Annotated in this window: 14 protein-coding genes; 8 read left to right on the forward strand and 6 right to left on the reverse strand. The window is 67.4% G+C overall.

All coding sequences use genetic code 11. The features are described from left to right. Nucleotides 1-4: 4 nt before the first annotated feature. From FVA80_RS01195 to FVA80_RS01205, 3 genes are read right to left on the reverse strand one after another with little or no spacing between them, the layout of a single operon-like run. Complete coding sequence (locus FVA80_RS01195) at nucleotides 5-862, reverse strand: alpha/beta hydrolase (protein WP_147908533.1); 858 nt, start codon at nucleotides 860-862, stop codon at nucleotides 5-7. Further along, on the reverse strand, nucleotides 859-2,130 hold the full coding sequence (locus tag FVA80_RS01200) for a multidrug effflux MFS transporter (protein ID WP_147908534.1): 1,272 nt from the start codon (nucleotides 2,128-2,130) through the stop codon (nucleotides 859-861). The genes FVA80_RS01195 and FVA80_RS01200 overlap by 4 nt, the downstream gene beginning before the upstream one ends. Beyond that, complete coding sequence (locus FVA80_RS01205) at nucleotides 2,121-3,284, reverse strand: nucleotide disphospho-sugar-binding domain-containing protein (RefSeq protein ID WP_246692223.1); 1,164 nt, start codon at nucleotides 3,282-3,284, stop codon at nucleotides 2,121-2,123. The genes FVA80_RS01200 and FVA80_RS01205 overlap by 10 nt, the downstream gene beginning before the upstream one ends. 888 nt (nucleotides 3,285-4,172) lie before the next feature. On the opposite strand from FVA80_RS01205, the gene FVA80_RS01210 reads away from it, so the two are divergent. The 3 genes from FVA80_RS01210 to FVA80_RS01220 are packed head-to-tail and all read left to right on the forward strand — an operon-like array spanning nucleotide 4,173 to nucleotide 8,433. Further along, a complete protein-coding gene (locus tag FVA80_RS01210; protein WP_147908536.1) occupies nucleotides 4,173-4,934 on the forward strand; it encodes a response regulator in 762 nt (253 codons plus the stop codon). A 2-nt stretch (nucleotides 4,935-4,936) separates the two neighbouring features. Continuing rightward, the gene (locus tag FVA80_RS01215; RefSeq protein ID WP_246692224.1) at nucleotides 4,937-5,938 is read left to right on the forward strand and encodes a cytochrome c peroxidase; all 1,002 of its coding nucleotides are present in this window, start codon (nucleotides 4,937-4,939) and stop codon (nucleotides 5,936-5,938) included. Continuing rightward, a complete protein-coding gene (locus FVA80_RS01220; RefSeq protein WP_147908537.1) occupies nucleotides 5,935-8,433 on the forward strand; it encodes a two-component system VirA-like sensor kinase in 2,499 nt (832 codons plus the stop codon). Before FVA80_RS01215 ends, FVA80_RS01220 begins: the two co-directional genes overlap by 4 nt. A gap of 407 nt (nucleotides 8,434-8,840) precedes the next feature. Here FVA80_RS01220 and FVA80_RS01225 read toward each other — a convergent pair whose 3' ends face one another. Further along, on the reverse strand, nucleotides 8,841-11,483 hold the full coding sequence (locus tag FVA80_RS01225; RefSeq protein ID WP_147908538.1) for an MHYT domain-containing protein: 2,643 nt from the start codon (nucleotides 11,481-11,483) through the stop codon (nucleotides 8,841-8,843). Between the two features lie 247 nt (nucleotides 11,484-11,730). Next, nucleotides 11,731-14,694: a response regulator gene (locus FVA80_RS01230; protein ID WP_147908539.1), complete on the reverse strand. Its 2,964-nt coding sequence runs from the start codon at nucleotides 14,692-14,694 to the stop codon at nucleotides 11,731-11,733. Between the two features lie 430 nt (nucleotides 14,695-15,124). Here FVA80_RS01230 and FVA80_RS01235 point away from each other — a divergent pair, with 430 nt between their 5' ends. From FVA80_RS01235 to FVA80_RS01250, 3 genes are all read left to right on the forward strand, one after another. Next, nucleotides 15,125-16,633, forward strand: coding sequence for an ATPase domain-containing protein (locus FVA80_RS01235; protein ID WP_147908540.1), 1,509 nt, complete (start codon nucleotides 15,125-15,127; stop codon nucleotides 16,631-16,633). Next, nucleotides 16,633-18,678, forward strand: coding sequence for a hybrid sensor histidine kinase/response regulator (locus FVA80_RS01240; protein ID WP_147908541.1), 2,046 nt, complete (start codon nucleotides 16,633-16,635; stop codon nucleotides 18,676-18,678). The genes FVA80_RS01235 and FVA80_RS01240 overlap by 1 nt, the downstream gene beginning before the upstream one ends. A 489-nt stretch (nucleotides 18,679-19,167) precedes the next feature. After that, complete coding sequence (locus tag FVA80_RS01250) at nucleotides 19,168-19,401, forward strand: hypothetical protein (RefSeq protein WP_147908542.1); 234 nt, start codon at nucleotides 19,168-19,170, stop codon at nucleotides 19,399-19,401. On the opposite strand, the gene wrbA is transcribed toward FVA80_RS01250, so the two are convergent. Beyond that, nucleotides 19,398-20,051, reverse strand: a complete 654-nt coding sequence (wrbA, locus tag FVA80_RS01255) for an NAD(P)H:quinone oxidoreductase (protein WP_147908543.1) — start codon at nucleotides 20,049-20,051, stop codon at nucleotides 19,398-19,400. The two genes, FVA80_RS01250 and wrbA, sit on opposite strands and share 4 nt — an antisense overlap. Nucleotides 20,052-21,235: 1,184 nt before the next feature. Here wrbA and FVA80_RS01265 point away from each other — a divergent pair. Further along, complete coding sequence (locus FVA80_RS01265) at nucleotides 21,236-21,475, forward strand: 3',5'-cyclic-nucleotide phosphodiesterase (RefSeq protein ID WP_147908544.1); 240 nt, start codon at nucleotides 21,236-21,238, stop codon at nucleotides 21,473-21,475. A gap of 45 nt (nucleotides 21,476-21,520) precedes the next feature. Further along, nucleotides 21,521-21,904 (forward strand): VOC family protein, encoded by a 384-nt coding sequence (locus tag FVA80_RS01270; protein ID WP_147908545.1) that lies wholly within the window; start codon nucleotides 21,521-21,523, stop codon nucleotides 21,902-21,904. The last annotated feature ends 76 nt before the right edge of the window (nucleotides 21,905-21,980 follow it).

Genomic DNA, 21,980 nt, shown 5'->3' on the forward strand with positions numbered 1-21,980 from the left:
TCGTCTACGGCGCGCGGGTCGTCAGGCCGACCGACAGGAAGCGCTCGATCATCGCGTTGACCTGGTCGGCCACCTCGAGCGTGTTGAAATGGCCTGCGAGCAGGGTCTTGGCCGTGACGAGTTGCGGGCAGAGTTCGCGCAGTCGGTCGAGATCGCGCGCCGCCTCCACCAGGGGCACGTCCGCCGAGATGTAGGCCATAGGTATCCGGCAGGCGCGCGCCGCCGGCACCGGATCGTGGTGCCGTACCATGTTGCTGAGGGCCGAATAGGCCACATGCTGCGGCGTTCTCAGGCAGGGGCCGAGGATGAACGTGTCGAAGAGTGCCTGCCGCCGCGCCGGATGGTCGTGATCGCAGCCGATCGCCCAGGCCGTGTTGCGCACGACGCTCCGGTAATCCGGGCTGCCGACGCCCGCCAACAATCCTTCGATCTCGGCCATGCCCGCCGCGTCGGGCGAGGGCAGGACGATCGTGTCGATCATCACGAGACCGGCGGCGAGGTCGGGATGGCGACCACACAGCTCCAACGCCACCGCGCCGCCGAGGCTGTGGCCGATGACCAGCGGCTTTACCAAGCCCAGCGTCCGGCATTGCCACGCGATGTCCTCGGCGAAGCCCTCCATCGTGTAGTCCTGCTCCGGCGCGTCGCTGGCGCCATGGCCGCGCAGGTCCACCGCCACGACGCGGTGCGTCTTCGAGAAGTGCCGGATCTGCGGCGTGATGATGCCATGATCGCCGGTCCAGCCGTTGATCAGCAGCAAGGGATGCCCGACAGGCGTGAGCGGTCCGGCGTCGATATGGGCAAGCCGGGTGCCGTCGCGCGTCAGGTGGCGCGGCTGCCAGGAGGGTGGGTCGAAGGTCATGCAGGCTCTCCGTTCTGTCGGGAGGGGGAGGGGGATGAGGGCTGCCGCCGTGCCGGCCGCGTGAGGCCGGCATGGGCGGCGAACGCCGTGAGGCAGCAGCCGAGCATGACGGCGGCCATCGACAGAGCCGACCGGCCGTCGAAGAACCGGGCGACGACGTCGCTCGCGAAGGCCGCGCTGGCCATCTGAAGGAAGACCGCGACGGCGCTGGCCGAGCCTGCGGCTTCCGGGCTGACATCCGTGGCGCCGTGCATGGCGTTGGGCGAGATGAGGCCGAAGGCCAGGGCCACGCCGACCATCGCGGCGATCACCGGCGGGGCCACGGGAGGTCCGATCAGCGTGGCGGCGAGGAGGATTGCCGCCGAACTCGTCGCCAAAACGAGGCCGGCACCGATCACCCGCTCAGGAGCGATGCCCCGGGCCGAGAGGCGCCCATTCAGGAACGCGCCGCCCATCACCGACAAGGAACTCGCCCCGAACACCAGCCCGTAGGCCAGCGGACTGAAGCCGAGGGCGTCAATGAACACCAGTGCGGAACCGGTGATGTAGGCGAAGACCGCGCCTGCCGCCGCGGCGTTGCACAGCGCGTGGCCGAGGAAAGCCCCGCTCGCCAGAATCCGGCCGTAGCCGCGCAGGATCCCGGTGGCCGCCGGCTCGGGACCGGGCCGCCGCCGCAGGGGCTCGTCGATGTGCCGGATCCCTACCAGAGCCACGAGGGCGGCGGCGATCGGCGCGGCGTGGATCAGACGCCAACTGCCGAGATCCATAACTTCCGCGCCCACCGCCGGGGCCACCATCGGCACAACGTTGATGATGAGGACGACGAACGACATCTGCGCGCGCGCCGCCTCGCCCCTGAACAAGTCCCGCACCATCGCCAGGACCGCCATGCCCGGGCCCGCGGCACCGATCCCCTGGAGGGCGCGGAACAATAGGAAGTGCGGCAACGTCCGCGCCGTAGCGCAGCCGAAGCTGCCGCCGATGAGGAGCAGGCAGCCGCAGGCGACGGCGGGCTTGCGGCCCAGGCGGTCCGAGACCGGACCGTAGACCAGCAGCGCCGACCCGAAGCCGAGCAGGTAGGCGCTCATGGCCGCGCCCATCGCGGACGGCGGGACATGCAGCGCGGCCGCCGTGTCCGGCAGGCTCGGCAGGATCATGTCGATCCCGAAGGTCGGGAGGGCCGCCAACAGCCCGAGCAGGGCCGAGAAGGCGGCTGAGCCGGGGCGGATGCGGGGATGCCCCGGCACGAGGGCCCGGATCAGGCCCAACGCCGGTCTCCGCCCCGATCCGAAGCCCTGTGCGACGCTGTCATCGCCTCGATCTCCCGGACGAGGCCGGCCGCGTCGAGATCCGCCCGTACGGCCGCGCCGAGGACCCTCGCGGCTGCCCGGAAATTCGGTTCCGCCAGAAGCCGGCGGGCCGCCGTCGCAATCTCGGTCTCGAGCGCCCCGGCAGGAAGACGCAGGCCGGCGCCGCGCTGGGCGATACGGGCGGCGTTGTCAGCCTGGTCGCGCGCGAGCGGGATGACCAGCAGGGGCACGCCGTGCAGCAGCGCGCGACTGACGGTGCCGTGACCGCCCTGGCACACCACCAGATCCGCCTCTGCCATGAGGGCGTCATGGGAGGCCGCCCCCACGACACGGATGGTGGCCGGGGCAGCGAGATCCTCCGCCACGACATTGTGGCCGGTGGTCACGACGGTCTCGGCATCGACCGTCCCGAGGGCACACGCGATGCGCCGCAGGAGGTCGGTCTGGTTCTGGGCGCCGGTGCTGCCGGCGACGAGGATCCGGGGCCGGCGCGCCTCGGGCCATGCGGTCAGAGCCCCGCGGGACCAGCCCGGTTCATCGAGCAACGGCCCAATGTACCGATAGTTGGCAGGAAGCGCTTCGGTGTCGAAGTCGAAGGTGCGGCTGATGGCCAGGAGGACGCGCTCCGCCTTTTCGAAGTGCGCGAACGCGGTGGCGACCGGGGGCAGCCCGAAGGCGCGCCGTGCGGCGTTGAGCACCGGCCTTCCCTGTTCCATCGCGGACACGATCGCGGTTTTCGCTGCCTCCACTGCGGCCTGCTCCTCCGCGTTCCGCGGCGGCGCCAAGCCACTGGCTGCTGTCGGAATGCCGGGTAGCGGACGGATGCTGACATGCGGCGACAGGACTGCGTGCGGCAGTGCGGCGGCCTCGGCCGCAAGGGCGCAGCCGACCAGGAGATCGATGCTCAGGACGGCGTCGGTCGGAACGCGGCGGATCTCGTCCAGCGTATCCGCCGCGTAGGCACGCGCCGGCGCGAACATGGTCTTACGCAGCCAGTCAGCCAGATCCGAGAAATCGGCCGGGTCGGCATCGATGCCGGTCGGAGCCCGGCGCCACCCGATGAACGGGAAGCCGGCCGCCTCGACCTCGCCACGCATCGCCAACTCGGCCATGACGCGCGGGTGGTGGCCCGCCCGGTGCAACTGCCGGGCTGCCGTAAGCACAGGGCTAAGATTGCCCGCGGTTCCCCATGAGATACATAAGACATGAAGCGGCATGGTCTTGATCTCCCAATACGATCGCACATGAAGGCGTTGTTTCGGATTGTATTTCAGCTAATACATCTCAGAAATTGAATTTATTACGTCGATATTAATCGATATTAGCATTGCTGGTGCCGATACTGCGCACTAATATTGACAAGAAATTCGATATAATCTGGATGCGTATGGTGGATACATCCGCCGTAGGCGAAGCCGATCGTCAAAGCCTCCAGCAGCCATGCGAAGGCGCCACGTCCCGCTGAGGGGCCAGCGACCAACGGTGGAGTCGGGCCGGTACGATCCCGGGATCGGCTGCCCGGCGGCTGCCCAGTGTCCGCTACGGGATCCCGCCAATCTGGTCCGGACTTACGGAAGTGTCTGCGGCTGCGCGGGCAGACCGCCGCGATCACGGCATCAATCATGGCCGCCTCTCCACTACGAAAAGTCGACCATTGTATTTTCGAGTTACATCGCCATGTCGGTCAGCATCAATTCATATTACAGCTGTAACAAAACGTCTTTTCGTTCGTCCGATACAGCTATGTCCAGGGCGAATGCTCGTGTTGTGTTGCCCCGCACAATATGAAGGGCGCAATCCTTTGGGGGGCATGATATCAGCTTCGCCGTGCAAGGCCCGACGCCCGGACGTCCCCTGAAGGGCGGCCGGGGTGGGTCGGCGAAGGATGGGTCGGTCTCCTGGGCGGCGCAGTCCCCCAATCCGGGGCAGCTGCCTTTGTCCTTGAGCCGGCGCATCGAGATCGTGCCGTCGCGGCAGGCTGCCGCGAAGCGGAGTTGGCCATGATCGAACCCAGTCTGGACCGGGGTCACGGGCGGAGCGCACGTCCCGGCACGACGCGCATCCTCCTCGTCGAGGACGATGCGGGCATGCAGCGCATCGTCTCGGACCACTTCGCCGACCACGACGTCGACGTCACCCCGGCGATCGACCGAGCGGAGGCGGAGAAGCGGCTTGCGGAAGGCACTTTCGATCTCGTCGTGCTCGACCTGAGACTGGGGTCGGAGAACGGGCTGGATCTCTTGCGCGACCTGCGCGCCAGGAGCGACCTGCCGGTGATCATCACTACCGGTCACCGCCGGGACGAGATCGACCGGGTGATCGGACTCGAACTCGGCGCGGACGATTACCTCGTCAAACCCTACGGTTTGCGTGAGCTGCTCGCCCGGGTGCGGGTGATCCTGCGGCGAGCCGAGGTCGTACCCATTCCAGCCCGGGCCCAGGAATCTCACCGGAGCCGCTTCGACGATTGGGTTCTCGACCGGCGTCGCCGGCGGCTCACCAACCCCGCGGGCGCGGATGTCGCCCTCAGCAAGGGCGAATACGCGCTGCTGGTGGCCTTCCTGGACGCCCCTCAGCGTCCACTTAGCCGCGAGCAGCTCCTTCAGGCCACCCGCGTCCACGAAGACGTGTTCGACCGCAGCATCGACGTCCAGATCTTGCGGCTACGCCGAAAGCTGGAGGCGGATCCCAGCACACCGCGCCTGATCGTCACCGAGCGCGGCGTCGGCTACGTCTTCGCCGCGCACGTCGAGAAACTGTAGCCGTGGCCCTGCCGCGCTTGGCCCGGTCCGCCGCCGCCGCTCTCGTGGCTGGCCTCGTGGGCAGCGCCCTGGCCGTCCTGCCGCCGTTCGCCCAGGAGCAGCCGGCCGGCGGCCGTCTTCCGGCCGAGGCTGTGGAGGCGTTGGACGTCATCACGCCGGTCCCGAGCAGCCTCGGGTCGGATCCGGACCGGATCGCACTCGGCCGGATGCTGTTCACCGACACCCGGCTGTCGCGCGGGGGCGACCGAGCCTGCATCACCTGCCACGACATCCGCAGCAACGGCGCGAGCGCGGTCGCGCGGAATCTCACCGCCGACGGCACGCCCGCCCCGCGCAACACGCCCACAGCCTTCAATGCGGCACTGAGCTTCCGCCTCGGCTGGGCGGGCGATATCCCGACCCTGCAGGACCAAGCCGAGCTCGCCCTGACGCGACCGGAATTCCTGGGCGGATCGTGGCCCGATATCTTTGCGGTGATCCGCGACGATCCGGCGCTCGCCGAGCCGTTCCGCGCCGCTTACGGCCGGGAGGCCGATCGGGAGGCCGTGATCGACGCGATCAACAGCTTCGAGCGCAGCCTGCTCACCCCCGACAGCCGCTTCGACCGGTGGCTGCGCGGCGACGCCCACGCCATCACCGAGGCGGAGCGGGCGGGCTTCGCCCTGTTCCGGGGCATCGGCTGCGCCGCCTGCCACCAGGGCGTCAATGTCGGCGGAAACCTGTTCGAGAAGGTCGGGATCTTCGTCACGATCCCCAACAAGGCCGCCGAGGTGCTCCGGGTCCCCAGCCTGCGCAACGTCGCGGTCACGGCCCCCTACTTCGACGATGGCGGCATCGCGACGCTACCCGAGGCGGTGCGGCTCATGGCGCGGGCCCAGCTCGGCCGGGAGCTGACGGCTTCGCAGACCGACGCGATCGTGGCGTTCCTCGGGACCCTGACCGGCTCTTACGCGGGACGCCCCCTCACGGCTCCGAACGCGCCCTCCGCGGTGCCGCAACGATGAGGCTGACCGCGCAGGCCGCTGTCCTCGGCGCGCTGCTGGCCGCGCTTCTCACGTGGCTGATGATCAACGGCAAAGGCGAGATGGACGCCGCCTACGTGCGGACCCAGCGAACGATCGACGCCATCGCCCTCGCGGAGTCCCGGATGCAGCACGACGTGCTCCGCGCCAGGACCGGGCTCCTGCGCAACTACGATCCGATCGTGGCCCACCTCCGGGACATGCGCGCGGCGCTGGCCGGCATGCGCGCGGCGAACGGGCTCGACGATGGCGAGATGCACGTTCTGGCCGAGGCGATCAGCCGGGAGGCGCAGATGGTCGAGCGCTTCAAGACCGGCAACGCCCTCGTGCAGAACTCGATCGCCTATTTCGACTCCCTCAGCGACCGCATGTCCGAGCCGGATATCGATCCCCGGCTCGCCCGCGCGGTCGCCGCCCTGCAGATACGGGTCTCGGAGCTTGCCCGGGACGCGAGCCCCGAGCGGCTCGACGCCATCCGCGCCCGGCTCGACGCCCTCGCTGCGGCCCCCTGGGGAGCGGACAGGGGTGCGGACATAGGCGCCATCGTCCTGCACGGCCATCAACTCCTGGATCTGCTGCCGCAGGTCGACACCATCACCCGCTCCCTTCCGGCAGCGTCGAGCGAGGCGGCGCGGCAAGCCTTGCTGGAGGCCCGCCGCGCCCTCAAGGACCGGCGGCAGGCCCGCGCGGACGGTTTCCGACTCGCCCTCTACGCGGCGGCCCTGGCGCTGCTCGCCCTGGTGGTTCGCGTCGGCTTCCTGATGCGGGCCGGCACCGTGATCCTGCGCCGGACGATCGTTTTCCAAGCCGTCGTGGCGCGGGCCACCAACCTGTTTCTCGCCAGCCAGCCCGACGAGATCGAAGGCCACATCGTCGATGCCATGGCCATCGTGGGCGAAGGAGCGGGGACGGACAATTGCTACGTCCTCATGCTCGACGGCACGGATGCGGTGCATCTCTGGAATCGGCCGGGGCATCGGGCGCCTTGCGGATGGCCAGATGCGCAACGGGCCCTGGTGCCCGAGATCACGGCCGCCCCGGAAGACTACATCTTCATCGAAACGGCGGACCGGCATGGCCCTCCGGCTTTGCTTCAAGCCCTCGCACGGCGTGGGGTCACCACATTCACGTGCGCGCGCATGCGTCGGCAGGGCAGAATCGTCGGCGTGCTGTGCTTCGAGCGCACCAGCAGCACCCTGCCGCCCTGGATGCGGCACTCGCGTGGCCTCCTGCAGGTCGTCGCCGACAGCTTCGGGGCCGCCCTGGAGCGGCAGCATGTCTGGGCGGAGCGCCGCGAGATCGAGGCGACCCTTCGGCGAGCGCAACGGCTCGAAGCGATCGGGATCTTCGCAAGCGGCGTGGCGCACAACATCAACAACGTGCTCAACGTGATGCTCGGCCATGCCGAGATCGCAGCGGACGCCCTGCCGGCCGATCCGCAACGGGCTCGCAAGCAGATCGATTTTCTGGTCCAGGCGGGTGGCCGCGCGCACGAGATCGCGGCGCAGATCCTCGATTACGGGCGGCGGGGCGGCGCCGCCCAGAGCACAAGCGCGGTGGATGCGATCGTGTCCGAGACGGTGGCGCAGATCCGAACCTCGACCGCCGACCCGACCACGATCCGCCTGACGGGGGCTGCCGAAGGCGCGGTCGTCGATGGCGAGCCGGCACAGCTGCAGCAGGTGGTCCACAACCTCATCCGTAACGCGATGCAGGCCTCCGAACCGGGCGCGGCGGTCGACGTGCAGCTCGCGCGCGTCCGGCTACCCGAGCGGCGAACCGTCTCCCACGGTGAGCTGCCAGAGGGCGAGTACGTCCGTATCCGCGTGGCCGATACCGGCCGCGGAATGGATGACGGGACGCTCGCGCGCATCTTCGAGCCCTTCTTCACCACCCGTCCGGCCGGAACCGGGCTCGGGCTCGCCACCGCCTTCGAGTTCGTCCAGGAGCAGGATGGGGCCTTCGACGTGCACAGCGCAGTGGGAGAGGGCAGCACGTTCGAGGTGTGGTTGCCCGTGATCCCGCAGGCAGAAACCGCCACCTCGGTCGCCGGCGCAACCGTCATGGTTGTCGGGGGCGTGCGCGCGGCTGTGCAGGAGGATGAGGAGACCCTCGCGGCCCTGGGCTACGAGCCCATCGGCTACACCGACACGGAAGCAGCGCTGGCGGCCCTGCGCGCGGAGCCCGAGCGCTTCGACCTGCTGATCGTCGAAAACAGGCCGTCGGGTCCGTTGGGTCTCGCCTTCGCCCGCCGGGCCGCCGCGATCGTGAACCGTCCGATCGTCCTCTCGCTCTCGGCCGCAGACACGGTGAGGCCGGAGGTCCTCTCAGCCGTCCCCATCGTCGATGTCGCGCGCCGACCCTGGCGCTCGACCGCGGTCGCGCTCACGCTGCGACGACATCTGGGATCCGAGATGCGGAGCGCACCGTCCCGGCGCGACGCCGCGAGAGCCAAGCGTTTTCAGAAGAGTACTTGATCAGAGACCCGGATCTACTGCTATTTCGGCTTGGTGGGTCCCCGCCGCTTCCCTGAGAGCCGCTTGCGAGCGCATTGCCATCGGGGACGGTATTAAGTCCGTGATCCGATGCGCTCACATCCACCGAACCGGGATTTATTTCGGCGGTAAACGCTCGAGCTGCAACCACCTTTGCAAGCAGACGGAAGCGCGGATGGCCTGCTTTCCGGCATCGACACCTTTTCTTTGGCCAGACCTAGCACAGTTGCGATTGATAATTTACGATATTGATCCGGTTTATACTTACGTCATACGGAATATAAGGGGTGGCCTAGAAACATTGCTGGCGAAACCAGTTTGATTCCCAATCAGTTACGCTTGAATGATGGGATTCGGTTTCCCGTCGCTCGGCCACGGACGTAGTCGAACTAGTGATCCTGGGCCGAGCTGGTTTCCTGGCGGTTGTCGAGCTTGCGCAATGCGGTGGCGATGTCCTGGAGGCTGGCATCGCCCTTGCGCAGGACGCGGTCGGCCTTCGACAACCGGTCGCGCTCCTCGGCCGTGACATCCCGGGCGCTGAGGACCACCACCGGGACGTCGGCGCAACCCGGCAGTCTTCTCAGACGGTCGAGGAACGAGAACCCGTCCATCACCGGCATGGTGAGGTCGAGGAGGATGAGGCGCGGCACGCCGAGCCCGACCTGATCCAGCGCCTCACGGCCGTCGCCGGCCTCGCGGACGCTCCAGCCGTTGCGTTCGAGGGCGGTCCGGAGACGGTGCCGCATGTCCGCATCGTCGTCGACCACCAGGACATCGCCGTCTGCGGCCCGGAACTGGTCCAGGATCGTCCGGAGACGTCCCCAGTCCACCGGCTTCGGCACGGCATCGACGGCTCCGAGCGAGGCGCTGAGCGTCGCGTCGGCGACGAAGCTCACCATGACCACCGGGATGCCGGCGGTTTCTGGGTCCGACTTGAGGGCCGCGAGCACAGACCAACCGTCCATGTCGGGCATCATCACGTCGAGGAGGATGGCGCGGGGCTTGAGCGACCGAGCGAGATCGAGGCCGGTGCGCCCGTCCCCAGCCGTGCGCACGGAGAACCGCTGGCGTTCGAGGAACCGGGTCATGAGCTCGCGCTGGGACGCCTCGTCGTCGATGACGAGCACCAAGTCCCCCGTGCGTTCGCCGTTCTCCGGCACCGCGTCCGGCCCGTCATCGACCGTCCGGTCCGGTGCTGCCGCCGGCACGCGCAGGGTGAAGCTCGTTCCCTCACCCGTCGCGCTCGTCACGGTGATGTCGCCGCCGAGCAGCTGAGCGAAGGCACGGCTGAGCGCCAGCCCGAGCCCGGTCCCGCCGTGGTTGCGCGTGGTGCTCTCGTCGGCCTGCGTGAACCGCTCGAACAGGCGGCCGACCTGCTCGGGGTTCATGCCGATGCCGGTATCCCGGACCGTGAACCGGAGCCAGTCGCCACGGGGGCCCGTCTCCCGTCCGGCTTCCAGGGTGATGGTGCCGCCCTCGGTGAACTTGGCCGCGTTGGAGAGCAGGTTGAACAGGCACTGGCGCAGCTTCACCGCGTCCGTGCGGGCTTGGCCCGCATCGTCGCCCACGTCGAGTACGAGGACGTTTCCCTTCTTCTTCACCAAGGCTTCGACCGTGGCGGCCGCGTCCGCGACGAAAGCGGCGACGTCGATGTCCTCGGGATAGAGCTCCATCTTCTCAGCCTCGACCTTCGACAGGTCGAGCACGTCGTTGATCAGCCCGAGGAGATGCTGGGCGTTCGACTTGATCTTGCCGAGATCCTTCAGGAGGCTCTCCTGCCCGAGTTCCTCCGCCTCCTCCTCCAGCATCTCGGAATAGCCGATCACGGCCGAGAGAGGGGTGCGGAGTTCATGGCTCATGTTGGCCAGGAACCGGCTCTTGGCCCGGCTGTGCTCCTCGGCGGCGTCCCGCGCCTCCTTGAGCGCGACCTCGAACGCGTGGCGCTCGGTGATATCCTCATGGACCCCTACCCACTCCCGAACCGTCCCGTCGGCATCACGCACCGGCACCGCCCGGGCCACGTAGCGGCGCCAGCCGGCTTCGGCGGTGCGCACGCGATGCTCGACGGTGTAGGGGGCCTCGTCACGCAGCGCCTGGGTCCAGGTCGCGACCGTCGCGGCGACGTCCTCGGGATGGATCGCCTCGGCCCATCCCGCGCCCATGTAGGTCTCCGGTGCCTGCCCGGTGATGGCGGCCCATCCCGCCTGCTCCTCGACGAAGCGCCCCGTGGCATCGGTCGTCCACATCACGCCGTTCACGGCCCGGACGGCGGAGCGGAAGCGCGCCTCACTGACGTGCAGGCGGCGCTGCACCCCGCGCTGGTCGAGCGAGGAGGCGATCATCGCCAGGAACAGGATGAGGAAGGTGACGCCCGCCACCGCCAAAGCGAGGTCGCGCTGGCCCGCCGCGAGGGTGGCCACGTGGGGCGCATGAGCGCCGGCCTCCTGCGCGGTGAAGGTCGCCGCGGCCATCCCGGTGTAGTGCATTCCGGCGACCGCCAACCCCATCACGCAGGCGGCCGCGAGCTTCTGCCAGGGCCGGTTGCGGCGAAAGGTGAGCCATAGCGCAGCGGTGGCAGCGGTGACCGCGATGGCGACCGACACCGCCACCACGGCCGGATCGTAGGCGAGGTTGCCGGGGACCCGCATGGCCGCCATTCCGGTGTAGTGCATCGCCGCGACGCCAAGGCCCATGAGCGGGCCGGCGACCAGCAGCGAACCCGCGCCCGTTCCCCTGCGTGCGACCCAAGCGAAGGCTCCGGCGGTGACGCCCACCGCGATCAGCAGGGATAGGAGGGTCAGTCCGAGATCGTAGGCGGCCACCATCCCCATTTCGAAGGCCAGCATGCCGACGAAATGCATCGACCAGATGCCGCCGCCCATCGCCACTGCGGCGCCGGCGCCCCAGGCCCAGCGGGGTCCGGCGTCGGGGCGCCGGACCCGCGCGCCGAGATCGAGGGCTGCGTACGAGGCGAAAATCGCGATGATGATGGAGAGTGCGACGAGGAGAGGATTGTATCCGGTGTGAACCATAGGACTTCCGGTGCGTGGGGGGCGGTCGTAGCACCGAACGACTGCGGTCTTCGGTCGATCTCCGAATCGTGAAGGCCCGCTTCCGGCGGGAGCGCTCGCCGCCGAACCGGATACGGATCCAGCGTCGGCGAACGTATCGGATCAAGGACTTGGAGCAGCTCCCGAGCGCAACGCGATAGGGAATGGCTCTCGCGCCGGTGGCTCGGCAGCGCCCGATCGCGTCTGCAGGCTTTGCCGCAGCCCCGGGCTACGTGACCACCGAGCGCAGCAGCGCTGGCAATTCGTCGAGGCCGACTTGGCCCTTGCGCAGGACGCTGTCGGCCTGCCCCGCCAGTCGCCGCCGGTCCTCGCCGTCGACGTCCTTGGCGGTCAGCACGACGACCGGGATCGAGCCCCATTCCGGCTTGGCCCGCAGGATGCTCAGGAAGGTGAAGCCGTCCATCTCGGGCATCATGAGGTCGAGCAGTACGAGGCACGGCCGCTCGGCGGCGACGGCGGCGAGCCCGACCTTTCCATTCTCGGCGGCGACGATCCGCCAGCCTTCCCGGGACAGCCTCGCCGCCATCCGGTCACGCGTGTCGTCATCGTCATCGATGACGAGCAACGGACCTTCATGGTCCTGGGGACGGAAGCGGTCCATCACGCCATGGAGTTCGTCCCAATCCACCGGCTTCTGCAGGTAGTCCGTGGCGCCGAGGGAGAACGCGAGGTTCCGCTCGCCCAGCACCGTCACCATGATGATCGGCGTGTTTCCGAGTTCGGTATCGCCACGGAGCGCACGGAGGACCGACCAGCCGTCCATCTGCGGCATGGTCACGTCGAGGAGGATGACCCGAGGCCGCAGGCGGTGGGCCATGTCCAAGCCCTCCCTGCCGTCGACGGCGGCCGCGACCTGGAACCCGTCGCGCTTGAGGAAGCGGGTCAGGAGATCGCGCGTTGCAGGATCGTCGTCCACGACGAGGACGACGCCCCGCCCGGATGCGTCATTGGACGGCGTCGGCCCGGTATCCTCGTCCACCTGAGGTGCGTCGTTCGTTCCGGCGATACGCGCCGGCACCGACACCGTGAAGGTCGTCCCACGCCCCGCCTCGCTGGCCACCGCGATGGTGCCGCCCAGCATGGATGCGAACGCCCGTGTGATGGAGAGGCCGAGCCCCGTCCCGCCGAACTTCCGCGTGGTCGAGGCGTCGGCCTGCGTGAACCGCTCGAACAGCCGTGCCTGCTGATCCGGGCTCATGCCGATTCCGGTGTCGCTCACCCGGAAGGTCAGCCAATCGACGCCGTCGCGTTCGCCCCGTTCCGCCGACAGGGTGATCCGTCCGCCTTCCGTGAACTTGGCTGCGTTGCTCAGGAGGTTGATCAGGCATTGGCGCAGCTTGGTCACGTCGGTGCGCGCGTCGCCGAGGTCGGCGGCGAGGTCCAAGGATAGGGCGTTCTCCTTGGCGGAAACGAGAGATTCCACCGTCGCCGCGACGTCGCGCACGATGGCGTCGACGGCAAAGTCCTCGACGTAGGTCTCCATGCGCTCGGCCTCGATCTTCGAGAGGTCGAGCACGTCGTTGATGAGCCCGAGGAGGTGGCGGGCGTTCGCTTCGATCTTGCGCATGTCGGGCAGCAGGTCGTCGTGGCCGCCGTCCTCCATCTCCTCCTGCAGCATTTCGGAGTAGCCGATCACCGCCGAAAGCGGCGTCCGAAGCTCGTGGCTCATGTTGGCGAGGAACTCGCTCTTGGCCCGGTTGGCCTCCTCCGCGGCCTGCTTGGCGGCAGCCAGATGTAGCTCGTCCCGCTTGCGTCCGTCGATGTCGGTCACCACCATGACGGCGCCGATGGAGCGACCGTCGATGTCGCGCATCTGCACAGCCGAGAATCCGACCCAGGCGCGGCTTCCATCACCGCGCTGGTAGTCCACCTCGAGATCCGCGCGCGGCTCGCCGTCCCGCGCCACCCGGGCCAGCGGCCATTCTTTGGGATCGACCCGGCGCCCGTCGGCGTGGAACCCGATCCAGCGTTCCGGCCGCTCGCCGGTCGTATCGTCAGCCACCTCGTGCCCGAGAATCGCTCCGGCGCGGGCGTTGTGACCGACGATGCGTCCGGACGGCGCCTCCGCAATGAGGACGCCGACGGGGAGCGTCTCCATCACCGTCCGCAGAGTAGCCTCGCCCGCCCGCATGCCCCGGCGCGCCTCGGCCTCGCCGGCTTCCGCCAGCCCGGCCGGTATGGTGCCGGCGAACAGCGAGGCGACGTGCAGGTCGAGGCCGGTGAAGGCATCGGGGTGGCTGGACTGGAGCTTCAGGACGCCGACGGCCTCGCCTCCGCGGAGGATCGGGACGCAGACGGCCGAGCGGGCGCCGAGCGCTTCGACGAGGTCTCGCCTGACCCGGGGATCGACGAGGAGGTCCGGGCAGAGGACCGGCTTGGCATTCATCAGGCAGTGGCCTGAGAGGCTGCCGGCGATCGGGACGCGCAGCCCCACGTGGGCGCCGAGCGCACCGCGTGCCGAGCGGTAGACCAGTTCGTCGCCCTCGCGCAGTTCGATCACCGCCCCTTCGGTTTGGGAGACCGCGGCCATGACGCCGCCCACAAGGGTATCGAGAATGACGTCGCGATCCCCGGCCGCCTGGGTCACGGCGGCCTGGGCGGCGATCAGCGCGTTCTGCTGATCGATCAGCGCGGCCTGGCCGGAGAGAAGGCCCTCGCGCTCGGCGACCGAGCGGCGCAGCTCCATCTGTGACATGACCTGTCCGGCGAGCGCGCGCAGGGCTGTCGCCTGCCGGTCCGTGAGACCGTCCGGTCGAGGAGCCAAGTCGATCACGCAGAGACTGCCGAGGCGCTGACCGTCGACGGCCTCCAACGGCGCGCCGGCGTAGAAGCGGAGGCTCGGTTCGCCGGTGACCAGTGGATTGTCTCGCGTGCGAGGGTCCAGCGACAGGTCCGGGATGACCAGAAGGTCCGGTGCACCCAAAACATGCGCGCAGATCGATTTGTCGAGGGATGTCTCGCACGAGGCAAACCCGGACTTTGCCTTGAACCACTGGCGGTCGCCCGCCACGAGGCTGACGAGCGCGACCGGGGCGGAGCAGATCAGCCGAGCCAGCTCGACGATATCGTCGAACCCCTTCTCGGGAGGCGTGTCGAGGATGTCATACTCGCGAAGCGCTTCCAGCCGGCGGGCGTCGCCGACATGAGGCGGGAGCGTACGGGTGTCGGTCATGGGCGGCTCGCTGTCGGGAACGGATGCGCTCGCCGACGCAAGGCCGCGATGTGACGGGATGCGGAGTTCGGGTGCCCCCGACAACACGGTGACCGCGCAGTGGTTGCTGGCCCGCCTCGGCCACGTCTCCGGGCGGCGCTTCCCGCACCGGGGTGTGACGCGACGCGTCGGATTCGAGCGCGGCGGTCCAAGCTCGTGCCGACGCGCTGACCGCCCTCGTCCCGCCGCGCGCAACGATTGCACCCACGGCGTCGTCGGTGTGATCGAAGCCCTGTTAGGGGGCTGCTGCCCCACGACAAATCCGGGCTCACGTCATGGCAATTGCGATGGGACCAAACCGCCAAGCCGGAGTTGTCGTCCGAACACGTCTCCCAAGGTACCCGGGAGCTCCTGATGCGGGAGCCGGATGCCGCTATCCAGATGGGGCCCGATGGCCGAGTCCGTTACGACGCACGTCCCCCGGCCTCGCGACATCCTGTCGACGGGGATCGATGGCCTCGACGAGATCCTCGATGGTGGGCTAACGCGCAGCCGCCTTTACTTGCTCGAAGGGACGCCCGGGACCGGCAAGACGACTGTCGGCCTTCAGTTCCTCCTCAACGGCGTCGCCCACGGGGAAAAGGGTCTCTACGTCACCCTTTCGGAAAGCGCCGACGAGCTTTCCTTCGCTGCCGGGACACACGGGTGGTCTCTGGACGGCATTGAGGTCTACGAACTCGTCAACGAACTCTGCCTCGACCCCGACAGCGAGCAATCCGTCCTACATCCGTCCGAGGTCGAACTCGGAGAAACCGTGCGCGAGGTGATCGACCGCGTCGACAGCCTCAAACCGCAGCGGGTCGTTTTCGACAGCCTGTCCGAGCTTCGCCTGCTGGCCCAGAACCCTCTCCGCTACCGGCGCCAGATCCTGGCCTTGAAGCAGATGTTCGCGTCCAGGAAATGCACGGTTCTCCTGCTCGATGATGGGACCGCTGACGTCCAACTCCACAGCATCGCCCACGGGGTGATCATGCTGGAGCAGATCCGGCGCGGTTTCGGCGCCGCACGCAGGCGTCTCAATGTCCTGAAGATGCGCGGCGTCAAGTTCCACGGCGGAATGCACGACTTCGTCCTGGATACCGGCGGCGTCGAAGTCTTCCCCAGCCTCGTTGCGAACGATCATGCCGCGAAGTTCGATATGACCCCGGCATCGACAGGCTCGCATGAGCTCGACCTTCTCCTGGGTGGAGGGCTAGCTCCCTCGACCAATACCCTGCTGCTCGGTCCCTCGGGGGTCGGGAAGACCACCACGGCGGTCCGCTGCATGCTGGAAGCGTTGGATCGCGGGGACAAGGCGACCTACTTCCTGTTCGACGAGGGTCGGCAGACCATGCTCACGCGCGCCAGGGCGCTGGGAATGGATCTCGACGCGCATCTTTCCAGCGGCAGGCTGGTCATCGACGAGATCGAGCCGGCCGAATTCTCGCCCGGTGAATTCGCCTGCCGGGTACGCGGCACCGTCGAGACGCGGGGCGCCAGCTTCGTCGTGTTCGACAGCCTGAACGCGTATATCCACGCCATGCCCGGCGAGGAACACCTCGTCCTGCAGATGCACGAACTCCTGAACTACCTGAACCAGAAGGGCGCAACGACCCTGCTGGTTCTCGGTCAGCACGGCGTGATCGGCGACGTCCGATCGGATATCGACCTCAGCTATCTCAGCGACGGCATCCTCCTGTTCCGGTACTTTGAGTCCAATGGCTCGGTTCGGACCGCTCTCTCGGTGGTGAAGAGCCGCGTCAACGCGCATGAGCGCACCATTCGGGAGCTCAAGCTCTCCCCCATCGGCCTGCAGGTCGGCGCCGCCCTGACCGATTTCCAAGGCATCCTGTCCGGCCTGCCGACCTACGACGGCAAGGTGGCGCTGATCCCCGGCGGCGACGCGGCGGAGGCGCCGTGATGCCGTCTCTCGACCCTGACGGGGAACGCGTCCTGATCCTTGCGCCGCGCGGACGCGACGCGATCGTCATGGCGCAGCTGCTGTACAAATCCGACGTCTTCACCACCGTCTGTGCCGATGGCGACGCATGGCTCGACGGCCTACGCACCTCCGTTGCGACGTCGATCGTGACGGAAGAGGCGCTTCTCGACGTCGATCCCACAGCGCTGAACGCGTGGGTCTCGTCCCAGCCGCCGTGGTCGGACTTCCCCTTCATCATGCTGGCGACGCGGCAGGCCGGACGACGCACCTCCTCGGCCGCCGCCATGATCGAACGCCTCGGCAACGTCGTCCTGCTGGAACGCCCGATCAACGCGGAAACGCTCCTCAGCGCGGTCTCCTCGGCCTTGCGAGTCCGCCGCCGCCAATACCAGGCTCGGCAGCATATCCGGGAACGCGAGGATGCCCAGCAGCGGCTGCGCATCGCGAACGAGACTTTGGAACGTCGTGTCGAGGAGCGTACGCGCGAGGTGGAAGCGGCGCGCGAGACCCTGGCCTTCGCGCTGGATTCCGCCGGCATGGGGTCGTGGGATCTCGATCTCGTCAACGATACGGCACGACGCTCGCGCCGACACGATGCGATCTTCGGCTACGACGTGCCGATTGCGTCGTGGGGCATGGCCGAGTTTCTGAACCACACCGTGCCGGAGGATCGGCTCTTGGTAGAGACCGCTTTCGCCACGGCGGTCGGGACTGGGACACTGGACATCGAATACCGGATGTCGCGGGCCGATGGCGCGATCCGTTGGATCGCGGCCAAGGGTCAGGTGGAGTATGGAAACGACGGACGCCCTGTCCGTATGGCTGGCATCGTCGTCGACCGGACCGATCAGCGAAACACCGAGGAGGCCCTGCGCCAGGCCCAGAAGATGGAAGCCATCGGGCAGCTGACCGGAGGCGTGGCGCACGATTTCAACAATCTGCTCACCGTCATCGTGGGCGGCCTCGACATGATGATCCGCAAGCCGGAGAACACCGAGCGCGTCGTCCGCCTGGCGGAAGCCGCGATGAATGCGGCGCGGCGCGGCGAGCAGCTCACCCAGCAACTCCTGGCGTTTTCGCGCAGGCAGATGCTGCGGCCCCAGACCATCAACCCGAACCGCCTCCTCACCGAGTTCAAGCCGCTGGCCGAGCGGGCGGTCGGCGGCGCACTGGAGCTCCGGTTGGATCTCGACGCCCTCATCGACCCGATCCGGATCGATCCGGCGCAGTTCGAGGCGGCGGTCCTGAACCTTGTGGTCAACGCGCGCGACGCGATGGAGGGGGGTGGCTCAAGGATCGTCGTGCGGAGCCGGAACCTGCACCTCGATACCGCGGCGGTTGCCGGCAAGGGCGTACCGCCGGGGGCCTACGTCGAAGTTTCTGTGATCGACCAGGGCAGCGGCATCACCCCCGAGACGATGGCTCGGGTGTTCGAACCGTTCTTCACGACGAAGGAGGTCGGGAAAGGAACAGGCCTCGGCCTGTCCCAGGTCTACGGCTTCACCCGCAGCGCAGGTGGATTCATCGGCATCGACACGGAGCTTGGTGTCGGCACCACGTTCCGCCTCCTATTCCCACGTTCGGCCGAGCCAGCCGGAGACGAGGTTGGCACCGGCGGCGGCACCCTCCCGCTTCGTCGGGCTACCGAAGGCGACACCGTGCTTCTGGTCGAGGATGACGAGCAGGTTCTCGGCATGGCCGTCGAAAGCCTCGAGGAACTCCACTACCGCGTGGTGGTGGCCCGCAACGCCGCCGAGGCCGTCGTCCACCTCCAGGGCGTCGAGCGGATCGACATCCTGTTCTCCGACGTGATGATGCCGGGCGGCATGAACGGCTCGCAGCTCGCCATCGAGGCGCAGCGCCTCCGGCCCGGCCTCAAGGTCCTCCTGACCTCGGGTTACGTGGCAAACCTCGAAGAGGGACAGGTGATCGGGCGCGGCGATCTTCCTGTCCTGAACAAACCATACCGGCGCGATGAACTAGCCCACTCACTCCGTCTCGTCCTCGGAGGAAAGCGTTGCTGAGGATCGTGACGACCTGATACTTTTATGATCGAGTTCGATCGCTGCGAATTTTTATTTCGTCGGATAATATTCTAATTCAACCAAACGCCTATACGAAAACCATAGGACTGACCCGTGGATCGACACGCCAACTTCGACTGCCGATCGCGGGCGCAGGCGTAAGGCCTGAGCCTACGTTCGAAACGGTACCCGTTCAGGTCGGTAACGAGGGACCCTCTGCAGGATCGGCGCGTTGGGCGAGATGATCGCTCAGCCGCCGCCTGCACCCGACCGTGCCCGCCTCGCTCTCACGGAGGCTGCCCTGACGACAGCAGACGGTCTTTGGCGCGCCGAGATGCGCCGAACCTATGGTCCGGAGGGCGTCTTGATGTACGCCTATGCCCCGGAGGGCCAGGGCGGGCTCGGGACACCGCTTCGGCGATCCTATGAAGCGCGTCGCGTCGCCGTCGCGCTATGGCGGCACGAGCGGCACCGAACCCAGCGATCGGCTTGAGCGAGCGGTTCGAACATCAAAGCGTTGATCCGGTCGATATTCGAGGGCGTATGATGGCTGAAACGGACGAACCCCACGCTGTGAGCCTCGTGCCGCCCACGGTGCAGAGCCGAAACGACGACGTGCCCGGAAAAAGGAAGGGGGGCGAGCCCGGGAACAAGGACGTGGTCAAAGATGCCGAAAGCCAACCGGACGATCTGGACCACGCCGCCGAGGACGGCTTGGCCTAGCTGTCCGTACGGCGGCTCGGCATCTCGCCAGCCGTGATCAACGCACCGGCGATCGCCACCATTCGCCGACCTTGATGGCGGGCTGCATCGAGGTCTTCCATCCGGGGTGGCTGATTCTTCGAACCCACGATGGTAGACGCGCCGTAGGGTGATCCCGCTTCGAGCATCACTTCGTCGGTGTAGCCGGTCGGCAGGATGACCATGCCCAGATGCGCCATCGGGGCATACAGCGACAGGGTGACGACTTCGGATCCACCATGCGGCCAGGATGCGGCTGCGAAGGCACCACCGACCTTGCCGGCCAACGACCCGCGTTTCCATTGTGGACCGAGCAGATCGAGGTAGTTCTTCAGTTCGGTCGCCATCGCTCCGAAGTAGCAGGGTGTGCCGAACAGGATTGCATCAGCCCACTCGGCATCCTCGTGCGTGGGAGCCTCGTACAGGCTGTTTTGTCGGGCGGCGCTCTCTGTCCACCCGTCGACTTTCGCCATGGAGGCCGCGTCGGCGACTTCGCGCGCTCTGCGTACACGCACGTCCGCGCCAGCATCCCGCGCAGCTTCCGCTGCGGCGCCTGCGAGCGCTTCCACGCTGCCACTGCGTGAGTAGTAGACGATCAACAGTCGGGTTGAGGTGGGAGTCGAATCGGTCACAGCACGCTCCTACGGGTTGGTGCCATGGGCCGGCGGTTGCGGGTCGGACGAGCGAGCGTCAGATCTGGCGGCAATTCCGCAGCCTGCTGAAGCCACGGCTCCACGGCCGGTGGTTCGATGCGACTTCACCATCGGGCCAGCCATCAGCACGGTCTGCCTGAGACTTGGGCCACCGATGATCCCGCAGACAAGCGGCGTGCTGGGACCGCCGCGCTGGCCGTATCGACTGGAAGGCCGTTCTGCCACCTAAGAACCTCGCTGATCCACGTTTGCGGATCCGAAGTAGCAACAGATGCTCTACCCAATAGGTCCGCGCCTGTGGCGCCATGGCGCCTAGGCCAGTCCGAGCACACGTAACCGATGCCGAACCTCGGCACCGGCTCTGTCGCTCTGACCTGCAGCACGATGGCAAATTGCCCTTGGATTGCAGGTCAGGGCCCGGCAAGGCACGGACCGTAAAATCCCTCGCTCGCTTCGGCTGATTTGTTAGTCGCATTCGCATGGCATCGTCGTATTTTACGAAACCATTTCGTTTCATCGCCAATATTTAATGCATTGACCGAACAACTTCCAAGTTGTCTGGGCGGCTGACGCGAGCACCTCGGTGATCGAACAGGAAGGAAGACAATCATGACGATGATGAACACGATGATTGTTGCCGCAGCTCTCACCGCTCTGCCGGTCGCAACGGCACAAGCGATGCCGATCGCGGCCGACCTAGGCGGCGCGGCTCCGGTTACCCGTGTCGCGGGCGGTTGCGGACCAGGCGCGTGGCGTGGTCCGTGGGGGCGTTGCCGGAACACCCCTTACTTCGGCCCTCTCCCGGGGGGCTGGTATCAGGTTCGTGCCGGGAACGGGTGCCCTCCGGGCTACTGGCGCGGCCCGTGGGGACACTGCCGGAATACGCCCTTCCATGGCCGGCTGCCGGGCGGCGGCTACCGATAAGAGGGCGCGGCACCGGCCTGCGGGGCGCAGGTCGGCTGGCCGGTTCTGCTGTTGTCGGGCGCGGCGCAGACGGCTGTCCGAGGGCGCAATGCACGCGCGAATCCCGATCGGCCGAGGGGGCATCCGCCCTTGAATGCCTCCCCAATTACGGCGCCGAAGGCGAGATCCGGTTTGGGGAGGGATAAAACCGGCGCTGAGTTCGTTAGGGCGCTACAAACCGCTTCGGTTAGGGATCAAAAATGCGCACGCTCATCCTCGCCTTCGGCCTCGTCGCCATCGCCGTCCCCGCCTCGGCACAAGCCCCGAAGCGCGGCAATGCGGATCTGCAGACCTATTGTGCGGGTGACGCCATCACGTTCTGCGCCGGCATCGACCCGAATAGCCCGCAGATGGACGCCTGCTTCAAGAAGAACATGAGCCAGATGTCACCGAATTGCCGCAGCGCGATCGATGCGTACAAGAGCGGCGGCGGCAAGTAATTTTATCGTCAAAATAGGTAATACCGAAAAAGCCGGGAGATCGATTTGTTTAGTCATATCATGGTCGGCAGCAACGATTTGGAGCGATCGAAAGCGTTCTACGATGCCCTCTTCGCTGCAAGCGGGGCCGGCTCCGGCGCAGAGGATGCGCTGGGACGCCTGATCTACACGCACAAAGGCGCACGCTTGATGATCAGCAAGCCGATCGACGGAAATTCCGCTTGTGGCGCGAATGGCGGCACCATCGGGTTCACCATGGATAGCCCGGAGCAGGCCAAAGCTTGGCATGATGCGGGCGTCGCGAACGGTGGCACTTCGGTGGAAGATCCGCCGGGTGAACGCCAAGGCGGCTCCGGCCGGTTGTACCTGGCGTATCTCCGCGACCCGGACGGCAACAAACTTTGTGCCCTCCACCGGATCGCAGGCTGAGACCCGTTCGTTTGGCGACGTAGGCGACTGTCCCGCCAACCCGTGCTCAGATCGGGCGGCGGGGCAGTGTCGGCGA

It is taken from the genome of Methylobacterium sp. WL1 (assembly GCF_008000895.1).
Taxonomy (GTDB): Bacteria; Pseudomonadota; Alphaproteobacteria; order Rhizobiales; family Beijerinckiaceae; genus Methylobacterium.

Excerpts from the sequence above, each read along its gene's own strand:
- FVA80_RS01240 (WP_147908541.1), top strand. The coding sequence starts at position 16,633 with ATGCCGTCTCTCGACCCTGACGGGGAACGCGTCCTGATCCTTGCGCCG.
- FVA80_RS01235 (WP_147908540.1), top strand. The coding sequence starts at position 15,125 with ATGGCCGAGTCCGTTACGACGCACGTCCCCCGGCCTCGCGACATCCTG.
- FVA80_RS01225 (WP_147908538.1), bottom strand. The coding sequence starts at position 11,483 with ATGGTTCACACCGGATACAATCCTCTCCTCGTCGCACTCTCCATCATC.
- FVA80_RS01230 (WP_147908539.1), bottom strand. The coding sequence starts at position 14,694 with ATGACCGACACCCGTACGCTCCCGCCTCATGTCGGCGACGCCCGCCGG.
- FVA80_RS01210 (WP_147908536.1), top strand. The coding sequence starts at position 4,173 with ATGATCGAACCCAGTCTGGACCGGGGTCACGGGCGGAGCGCACGTCCC.
- FVA80_RS01205 (WP_246692223.1), bottom strand. The coding sequence starts at position 3,284 with ATGGCCGAGTTGGCGATGCGTGGCGAGGTCGAGGCGGCCGGCTTCCCG.
- FVA80_RS01220 (WP_147908537.1), top strand. The coding sequence starts at position 5,935 with ATGAGGCTGACCGCGCAGGCCGCTGTCCTCGGCGCGCTGCTGGCCGCG.
- FVA80_RS01195 (WP_147908533.1), bottom strand. The coding sequence starts at position 862 with ATGACCTTCGACCCACCCTCCTGGCAGCCGCGCCACCTGACGCGCGAC.
- FVA80_RS01265 (WP_147908544.1), top strand. The coding sequence starts at position 21,236 with ATGCGCACGCTCATCCTCGCCTTCGGCCTCGTCGCCATCGCCGTCCCC.